Below are 8,920 nucleotides of genomic sequence, written 5' to 3' on the forward strand. Positions count from 1 at the left end.
ACATCCATATCGTTCAGCCCCCTCGAAGACCGGCGTCGAGAACCGCGCGAGCCACCGGCGCGGCGACCGAGCCACCGGTCGCGGCAAGCGCCCGGTCCCCACCGTTCTCCACGATCACCGCGATGGCGATCTTCGGGTTCTGCGCGGGGGCGAACGCGATGTACCAAGCATGCGGCGGCGTGTTGCGCGGGTTGCTCCCGTGCTCCGCGGTGCCGGTCTTGGACGCGATCTGATAAGGGGTCTGGTTACCTCCAGAGGTGTTGCCCTCCGACGCGATCATCAGGTTGGTCACGGTCGACGCTACATCGGCGCTGACGGCTTGGCCGACCGAGACCGGCTTGGTCTTCGACAGCTCGCTCAGATCCGGGCCCTGCAACTGATCGACCAGGTAGGGCTCCATCCGGACGCCGCCGTTGGCGATGGTCGCCGCGACGACCGCGTTCTGCAGCGGGGTCAACGCCACGTCGCGCTGCCCGATGCTGCTCTGGGCCAGGGCGGCGTCGTCGGAGATGGTGCCGACGGTGCTCTCCGCCACCGGCATCGGGATCCCTCGGTGCGGGCCGATGCCGAACGCGGCCGCCTCGTCCTTGAGATTCGCGGCACCCACCTTGACGCCGAGTTCGGCGAACGCGGTGTTGCACGAGCGACGGAACGCTTCGAACAGCGACGCTGTCGGGTTGGGACCGCATGTGGAGCCGTTGTAGTTCTCCAGCGTGGTGCTGGTGCCGGGCAGCGTGATGTTCGGCGCGGCGGTGAACTGGTCGTCGGGAGTCGCGGCGCCGTTGGACAGCGCGGCGGCGGTGACCACGACTTTGAACGTGGATCCGGGCGGATAGGTCTGCGAGATGGCGCGATTGAGCATGGGGTGGTGCGGATCCGCGCTCAGCGTTTCCCACGCCTGAGTGCCGCGCGCACCGTCGTGCCCGGACAGCAGGTTCGGGTCGTAGCTGGGCGTGGAGACCATGGTCAGGATCTTGCCGGTGCTCGGCTCGATCGCCACCACCGAACCGGTGTAGCCCTTGCTGGTCATCTGGTCGTAGGCCACTTGCTGCATCAACGGGTTGAGCGTGGTGACCACGTTGCCGCCGCGCGGGTCGCGGCCGGAGATCAGGTCGACGAGGCGGCTGCCGAACAATTGACTGTCGGAGCCGTTGAGCACCGAGTCCTCGGCTCGTTCCAGTCCGGTGCTGCCGTACTGCATCGAGTAGAACCCGGTGGCGGGTGCGTACGCCTTCGGCTCGCTCGGGTACGTGCGCAAGTACTTGTAGCGGTCATCGGTCGCGACCGAGCCGGCCAGCACGGTGCCGCCTGCCGAGATCTGCCCGCGCTGGCGGGCGTACTCGTCCAGCAGAACCCGGGAGTTGCGCGGATCGGAGCGCAGGTCGTCGGCCTTGATCACTTGGACGTAGGTGGCGTTCGCCAGCAGTGCGACGACCATCACCATCACCGCGATCGCGACTCGGCGTAGTGGAGTGTTCATGTCAGCGGCCCCGCCTCCGGTCGCGCGCCATCGCGCCGCAGCAGTTCGGTCTGCGCGTCGGCGATCGGCGCCGGTTCCTTCTTGCGCACCGGGGCGGGTGCGCGGGCGGCGTCGGAGATCTTGATCAGCAACGCCAGCAACGCGTAGTTGGCCAGCAGCGAAGACCCGCCGTAGGACATGAACGGGGTGGTGAGACCGGTCAGCGGAATCAGCTTGGTCACACCCCCGACCACGACGAACAGCTGGATCGCGATGGTGAACGACAGGCCGGCCGCGAGCAATTTGCCGAAGCTGTCGCGCACCGCGAGGGCGGTGCGCAGCCCGCGCACGACGAATACCAGGAACAGCGCCAGCACTGCGGCGAGCCCGATCAGGCCGAGTTCCTCGCCGATGGTGGTGACGATGAAGTCGGTCTTGGCGAACGGCACCTGGTTCGGCCTGCCGCTGCCGAGGCCGGTCCCGGCGAGACCGCCGGTGGCCAGGCCGAACAGCGACTGCGAGATCTGATAGCCGGTGTTGTTGTAGTCGTCGAACGGGTGCAGCCAGGTCTCCACCCGGACCCGCACGTGGCCGAACAATTGGTAGGCGAAGACGAATCCGAGCGCGAGCAGTCCGCCGCCGATGACCAGCCAGCCGACCCGTTCGGTGGCGATGTAGAGCATCACGAGCACCGTGGTGAAGATCAGCAGCGAGGTGCCGAGATCCTTCTCGAACACGAGCACGCCGATGCAGACGACCCAGACGGCCAGGATCGGTCCGAGGTCGCGGCCGCGCGGGAACTCCATGCCGAGCACATGGCGACCGGCGGCGGTGAAGATCTCGCGCTTGGCCACCAGGACCGAGGCGAAGAAGATGATCAGCAGGATCTTCGCGAACTCACCCGGCTGGACACTGAACCCGGGCAGCCTGATCCAGATCTTCGCGCCGTTGGTCTCGGAGAACGCGCTCGGCAGCAGAGCCGGAACGGCCAGCGCGACAAGGCCGATGAGGCCGAGGGTGTAGCTGTAGCGGGCCAGGGTGCGGTAGTCGCGCAGCGCGATCAGCAGCGTGATGAACACGATCGTGCCCAGCGCGGTCCACAAGATCTGCTGATTGGCGTCGGGGGAGGGGGTCGCCCACGAGTTGTAGGCGGCGGTCTGCTGGTCGGCCAGGTCGAGCCGGTGGATCAGCACGAGACCGAGTCCGTTGAGCAACGCCACGATCGGCAACAGCAGGGGGTCTGCGAACGGGGCGAACCGCCGCACGGCCAGGTGCGCCACCGCGAACAACGCCAGGTAGGCCAAGCCGTATTTGGCGATATCCAAGGTGATCGACTGTTCCTGACTGGCCTCGACCAGGAACAAAGACACCGTGGTGATCACCGCCGCCGCCCCGAGCAGCAGAAGTTCGACGTTGCGTCTGGTGCTCGGCGGTGGCGCGGGAGCGAAGCCGCCCGGGGGACTGGGAAAAGCCCCAGCCGACGGCGGTGCCGGCGCGGACATCAGTCCGTCACCCGGCAGTTCTCCCCCGCGGTCTGGGGGGCGGTCGACGTGCTCGACGGCGGGACAGGAGCCTCCGACTTCGTCGGTGTCTTGATTTCGGTGCCCCTGGCGTCACCCTGTTCCGGCGCCGGCGCCGGCGCCGGAACAGGCGCGGGCGCGGCGGTGGCCGGAGCGGGCTGAGCGCCGTTGGGCGCGGGGGCCGCGGTCTCGGCGGGCGACGGGACGACACCCGGCTGCGGCGCCGATTCCTTGACCGGGCACGGCGGCAGCAGTTCTCGCTGGGCGAGGTAGGTCATCGAGTCCCTGGCCTTGTCCAGCGAGCCCGGCGGCAAGCCCTTGTCCACCTGCTCGCGGCCGGTCTGCTTCAGATCGGTGACCTTCAGCGGCTTACACGCCGACGGCACGCTCTCGCCGGGCTCGGTCAGGGTGAGTTCCCCGTTGCGGGTCACACATCCGACGAGATTCACGTCATGGATCGAGTAACCGATGATCGAACCGGGCAGCCCGCGCAGGATCACCACCGAACCGTCGGCGGCGCCGACGTAGTAGTTGCTGCGGATCATCTTGTAGCCGACCACGAGCCCCACGCAGACCGCGACGATGAGCGCCAGCGCGAGCACGATCCAGCGCAGCCGGTGCGACTTCTTCGCGGGCGGCTCGGGCGCGGCGGCGGCCCGGCGCGGCGCGGCGCGCGGCGGGCGCAACGCGGAGGCACGGCCGGCGGCGGTGTTCGGCGGCGGCGTGTCCTCGTCGACGCCGGAGGCGGCGCCCGCGACGATCGGGTGGCTCTGGCCGTAGTCCAGGTCGATGACATCGGCAACGACGACGGTCACGTTGTCCGGACCGCCGCTGCGCAACGCCAGCTCGATGAGCCGGTCGGCGCACTCGTCGGTGCTGCCCTCGCGCATCGTGTTCGCGATGGTCTCGTCGCTGACCACGTCGGAGAGACCGTCGGAACACAGCAGGTAGCGGTCACCGGCGCGCGCTTCGCGCATGATCAGCGTCGGCTCGATCTCGTTGCCGGTGAGCGCGCGCATGATCAGCGAGCGCTGCGGGTGCGTGTGCGCCTGCTCCGGTGTGATCCTGCCCTCGTCGACCAGCGATTGGACGAAGGTGTCGTCCCGGGTGATCTGGCCGAGCTCGCCGCCGCGCAGCAGGTAGGCGCGCGAGTCGCCGATGTGCACGAGGCCGAGTTTCTTGCCCGCGAACAGGATCGCGGTGAGCGTGGTGCCCATGCCGTCGAGCTCGGGCTCCTCCTCGACCTGATCGGCGATGGCGGCGTTGCCTTCTCGGGTGGCCGCGTCGAGCTTGCCGAGCAGATCGTCGCCGGGCTCGTCGTCGTCGAGGTGGGCGAGCGCGGCGATCATCAACTGGGACGCGACTTCTCCCGCGGCATGGCCGCCCATGCCGTCGGCGAGTGCGAGCAGCCGGGCGCCCGCGTACACGGAATCTTCGTTGTTGCCTCGGACGAGACCGCGGTCGCTGCGCGCTGCGTAGCGGAGAACAAGTGTCACGATCGCAGCTCGATCACTGTTTTGCCGACACGGACGGGCGTGCCGAGCGGAACACGGACGGCGGTGGTGACTTTCGCGCGATCGAGGTAGGTGCCGTTCGTCGAGCCGAGGTCCTCGACGTACCAGTCGTCACCACGCGGAGACAGTCGCGCATGCCTGGTCGAGGCGTAGTCATCGGTGAGTACCAGCGTGGAGTCGTCCGCACGCCCGATCAGCACCGGTTGGGTGCCGAGCGAGATGCGAGTGCCGGCGAGTGAACCCTGAGTCACCACAAGAAATTTGGCGCCCTTCTGGCCCCGGCTGAAGGAAGGCAGCACCGCGGAACCGCGTGCGGCCCTGGGCTGGATCCGAATGCCGGATGCCGCGTAGATGTCGCTGCGCAACGTGCGCAGCACAGCCCACACGAACAACCACAACAGCAGAAGGAACCCCGCACGGGTCAGTTGCAGGATCAGTCCCTGCACGGCGCTCCACCTCCTGTTCGACCGTGTACGTCGGTGCCGTAGGTGCGGTTCGACCACCCCCACCAGCTTGCTGGTCTTGCCGGCCCCTGGGTCGGCGCCGCGCGTGTGTTGGCAGCATCATAGGGCCGTCGGTCGATTTCGATCACGATACGACCGACGAATCCCTCGAGAGCCATGTCGTGACCTGCACCGCGAGCTTACGGGATCAGACGATACGGATCAGGATCTCGGAGTGCCCGGCACGGATGACGTCGCCGTCGGCGAGCTGCCAATCCTGCACGGGGGAGCCGTTCACCAGGGTGCCGTTGGTGGAGCCGAGGTCGGACAACATCGCGGTCTGCCCGTCCCAGCGCACCTCGATGTGCCTGCGTGAGACGCCTGTGTCGGGCAGCCGGAAGTGCGCGTCCTGGCCGCGGCCGATGATGTTGCTGCCTTCCCGCAGCTGGTAAGTGCGGCCGCTGCCGTCATCCAGCTGGAGCGTCGCCGAATAGCCCGAACCGGCCTGCGGCGCGGCGCCGTAGCCTTGCCCGCCCGCGTAGCCTTGCTGCGCGCCGTACCCCGGTTGCTGTGAGTATGCCTGGCCGTAGCCGCCCTGGTCGTCCTGAGCGTAGCCGCCTTGGTCGGCGTAGTTCTGATCGCCGTAGCTCGGATCGGTGTACCCCGACTGCCCATAGCCGGGCTGACCGTACCCTGGCTGGCCGTAGCCTTGGTCGGCGTAGCCCTGCTGGCCGTAGCCTTGGTCGCTGTAGCCCTGCTGGCCGTAGCCCTGGTCGCCGTAGCCCTGCTGGCCGTAGCCCTGGTCGCCGTAGCCTTGCTGGCCGTACCCGCGCTCGCCGTACCCGCCCTGCTGGCCGCCGTAGCCGGACTCGCCGTACCCGCCCTGCTGGCCGCCGTAGCCGGACTCGCCGTAACCACCCTGCTGCCCGTAGCCCTGGCCACCCTGCGGGTAGTCGTAGCCGTTCTGATAGTCGCCGTAACCCTGCTGCGCGTCCGGCGCCTGGTAATCCGCCCCGTATGCGCCGCCACGGCCGTAGTCGTCGCGGTACGCGCCGTTCTGCGGGCCGCCGCGTCCGGCAGGCGGTGGAGCGTACCCGCGGTTGCGTGGATCGGACTCCGCGGGCTCACGGCTCGGGTCGTAGCCTGAGTTCTGCGTCATGGGGCCAGCTCCTGGTTGCGGGTGTGCAGGTCGTTGTGGCGGTGATTCGGGGCCGCGAGCCGCGCTGGCTCTGTGTCCGGCGTCGGGATCGACGCGGCCACTCGCCCTGAACTGTCCGGTGTGCAGCGTAGGTGATGCCTCGAACGCCACGTGTACTTCGCCGTAGGTCTGCCAGCCTTGCTCGCGGATGTAGTCCTGTAGATGTTTGGCGAATGCGCGGGTGGTGAGGTCGTGGTCGGCATCCAGCTGCTGGTGATCGGAGGTGTTGATCGTGATCACATAGCTGTTGGGTGCCAGCAGGTGCCCGCCGCCCAGGTCCTGGACATGATCGGCGGCCTCGCGTTGCAGCGCCGCCTCCACCTCCTGGGGTACGACACTGCCGCCGAAGACTCTGGCGAACACGTCACCGACGGCGCCTTGCAGGCGACGCTCGAATCGCGAAACGATGCCCATCTCGGCCTCCCTTCGGTGCGCGTCTCTTCCTGATTCGTAACAACGACACGCGTGTATGGCGTGTCGTTAATCGACCACGTTCATTGCATGATATCCACGATCGTCCACACCTGTAACTCTTGGCCACGGCCCCAGGTTCCCGTACCCGTTCAGCCCCCCGGTCAAGCCTCTGAAATGGCGATTTCGTATCCAGCGCGAGGCCGTGATACTGTCTCCCAGTCGCTCGGGCGAGTGGCGGAATGGCAGACGCGCTGGCTTCAGGTGCCAGTGTCCTTCGGGACGTGGGGGTTCAAGTCCCCCTTCGCCCACAGACGGAAACCGCGCATCAAGTGCTGATGCGCGGTTTCTCTTTTGTAGTCGGGAGGCCGCGTCGATCGTGTGACGGATGTCCCGACCCGGGCCGGTCAGCGTCTTCCCACTGCGGGTAGCACTCCCAACTGTTGCAAGAACCCGAGCACGTCCCTGTCGGACCACTTCTCGGCGAGCTTGCCGTCGGCGATCCGGTGGATCGCGGTACCCGTCACCGTCAGTTCGCGCCCGGTCGCCGGTATGCCGGGCAGGTCCCTGGTGTGACGCCCGTACGCGGTCAGCCGCGTGACGACCCGGTCGCCTTCCGCGACTTGGTCCTCGATCTCGTGCCGCCCCGGAGTGGCGGCCCAGAACATGCGAAATGCCTGCTTCAGGCCTTCTCGGCCGGGGCCGATGCCGGGAAGCGGCGGCGGCGAGTGATCGATGTAGTCCTCCGCGACGAGGTCGTCCATGGCGTCGATGTTTCCCGTGTCGATCTCCCGATAGAACCTGCGGACCAGTGCCTTGTTGGTTTCCAGCGACATGATCGGGCCTCCTCCTCGCGGGTCGAGCGAACCGCCGAGGCGGTTCGCCGAGTCTCGCGTCGCGTGGCAGCAACCTATCCCACTCGAGATGGGCATACCCAGGAAGATTTATGGCGAACTGTCAGCAAATATCCGGCGCCGAGTCAGACCACCAGTCCGTGGCGGTCCAGGAAGCGCTGTTCGAACGCGGCGACGAATTGCTCATGATCGATGGCCGACGATGCGTGCACGAATTCGCCGTCGTCGGCGATATAGAAGACCGCCCGGTGGGCTTGTGTGTTCTCGGGAGCGGGCACGCGCACCATCCAGCCGAAGCGCAAGCGGTCGGCGGTCAGCCGGGCCAGCGGGTATCCGGTGGTGTCCAGGTGCCGACCGGTGACGTAGTCGCGTACGCGGCTGATCGCCTGTTCGGCGGGCATCGGCTCGGGCGCCGTGGACAGTAGGCCTGCGGCCGAGAATTGGTAGAGCGCGCCGTCGAGGTCGAAACGGCCGTCATCGCCGAAGACGGCGATCAGCGCCGCTCGCGTCACCCCTCCCGTCTCGGCGGCGGACAGTAAGGCTCCGATGGCCTCCGACGCGTCCTGGCCCGGGAACAGGCCCGCCACGATCTTGATGGTCGTTTCCCGCGTCCACACGCCCGGCACCGCGGGCGCGCATTCCTGCGCGGACGGTGACTGCCCGCGGTACCAGCGCCCCGCTTCCCACCAGTAGCAGAAGGACAGCAGGCCCGAAGCAGCCCGCGGATTCAAAACCGGGTCGGCGACCCAGTCCGGCGCGCCGCCGTACAGCTCCGGCATCGGTGCGCCCGCGTTGTACACGGCGTCCAAGGTCGGCGCATTCCATACTCCGCCGGACAGCACGGCTCGCCCGGCCGGAAGCGCGTGCAACGTCGATCCACCGCGTGCGGTGCCTTCGAACACGCCGACCCAGGGCAGCATCCGCGGACCCCATTCCGACTTCGCTGCCACGAAGGCCGCCGCGATGGTCGTCCAACGGGCCCACATCTGCGGGAACGGCGGGAACTCGTTCTCCGCGAGCACCGCCCACACCTGTTCGGCTCGGTCGGCGCGCGCTTGGGCGGCGGCCTGCTGTGGAGTGCGCCGCTGCCGGTCGCCGTGGCCGATATACGCGGCCAACCACACAGGTACTTTTCGGCGCGGATACGCCTCGAGGTCGGCGCGGTACGCCTCCGGCACGAACAGCTGACCGTCCGGGAAGGGCTCGTCGCCGTAGTCGTATGCGACCTCGACCTCGCCCGCACTGGTCATCGCGATCAGCATCCGCCACCACGGCTGCCCAGCGGAACCGGCCGAGATCGTGCGGTGTTCCCGGACGATGGCGAGCACCGGCTCCGGTGGGTCGATCGATACGCCTTGTCCGCCGACGGTATACACGAGCTGGGCGATCTCACTCACCACCGTGACCGCGAACACCGCGTCCACCCGCTGCCAGCCCGTCGGCGCGTGCGCCGCCAGCGCACGAGCGAGCGGGTGTTCGGCGGTCAGTCCACCGGGTTCGTCCGCCACGTCGTCCTCCATA

At 68.0% G+C, this 8,920-nt stretch carries 7 protein-coding genes and 1 tRNA gene; 1 reads left to right on the top strand and 7 read right to left on the bottom strand.

The features are described 5' to 3' along the window. Positions 1-13: 13 nt before the first annotated feature. The 5 genes from ACWEH3_RS03930 to ACWEH3_RS03950 form a co-directional block, all read right to left on the bottom strand. Positions 14-1,480 (bottom strand): peptidoglycan D,D-transpeptidase FtsI family protein, encoded by a 1,467-nt coding sequence (locus ACWEH3_RS03930; RefSeq protein WP_450015887.1) that lies wholly within the window; start codon positions 1,478-1,480, stop codon positions 14-16. Then, positions 1,477-2,961 (bottom strand): FtsW/RodA/SpoVE family cell cycle protein, encoded by a 1,485-nt coding sequence (locus ACWEH3_RS03935; protein WP_450015885.1) that lies wholly within the window; start codon positions 2,959-2,961, stop codon positions 1,477-1,479. The genes ACWEH3_RS03930 and ACWEH3_RS03935 overlap by 4 nt, the downstream gene beginning before the upstream one ends. Continuing rightward, on the bottom strand, positions 2,961-4,475 hold the full coding sequence (locus tag ACWEH3_RS03940; RefSeq protein WP_450015883.1) for a PP2C family protein-serine/threonine phosphatase: 1,515 nt from the start codon (positions 4,473-4,475) through the stop codon (positions 2,961-2,963). Before ACWEH3_RS03940 ends, ACWEH3_RS03935 begins: the two co-directional genes overlap by 1 nt. Then, complete coding sequence (locus ACWEH3_RS03945; protein WP_014980860.1) at positions 4,472-4,939, bottom strand: FHA domain-containing protein FhaB/FipA; 468 nt, start codon at positions 4,937-4,939, stop codon at positions 4,472-4,474. Before ACWEH3_RS03945 ends, ACWEH3_RS03940 begins: the two co-directional genes overlap by 4 nt. Positions 4,940-5,144: 205 nt before the next feature. Continuing rightward, complete coding sequence (locus tag ACWEH3_RS03950; RefSeq protein WP_450015881.1) at positions 5,145-6,548, bottom strand: FhaA domain-containing protein; 1,404 nt, start codon at positions 6,546-6,548, stop codon at positions 5,145-5,147. Positions 6,549-6,773: 225 nt separating this feature from the next. On the opposite strand from ACWEH3_RS03950, the gene ACWEH3_RS03955 reads away from it, so the two are divergent. Then, positions 6,774-6,856 (top strand) — tRNA-Leu (locus tag ACWEH3_RS03955). 96 nt (positions 6,857-6,952) lie between these two features. Here ACWEH3_RS03955 and ACWEH3_RS03960 read toward each other — a convergent pair. Next, complete coding sequence (locus ACWEH3_RS03960) at positions 6,953-7,381, bottom strand: ester cyclase (protein ID WP_450015879.1); 429 nt, start codon at positions 7,379-7,381, stop codon at positions 6,953-6,955. A 143-nt stretch (positions 7,382-7,524) separates the two neighbouring features. Continuing rightward, positions 7,525-8,907 carry a hypothetical protein gene (locus ACWEH3_RS03965; protein WP_450015877.1) on the bottom strand — a complete coding sequence of 461 codons (1,383 nt, stop codon included), beginning with the start codon at positions 8,905-8,907 and terminating at the stop codon, positions 7,525-7,527. Positions 8,908-8,920: the final 13 nt, after the last annotated feature.

The organism is Nocardia sp. NPDC004718, assembly GCF_053601535.1.

Excerpts from the sequence above, each read along its gene's own strand:
- ACWEH3_RS03960 (WP_450015879.1), bottom strand. The coding sequence starts at position 7,381 with ATGTCGCTGGAAACCAACAAGGCACTGGTCCGCAGGTTCTATCGGGAG.
- ACWEH3_RS03930 (WP_450015887.1), bottom strand. The coding sequence starts at position 1,480 with ATGAACACTCCACTACGCCGAGTCGCGATCGCGGTGATGGTGATGGTC.
- ACWEH3_RS03935 (WP_450015885.1), bottom strand. The coding sequence starts at position 2,961 with ATGTCCGCGCCGGCACCGCCGTCGGCTGGGGCTTTTCCCAGTCCCCCG.
- ACWEH3_RS03950 (WP_450015881.1), bottom strand. The coding sequence starts at position 6,548 with ATGGGCATCGTTTCGCGATTCGAGCGTCGCCTGCAAGGCGCCGTCGGT.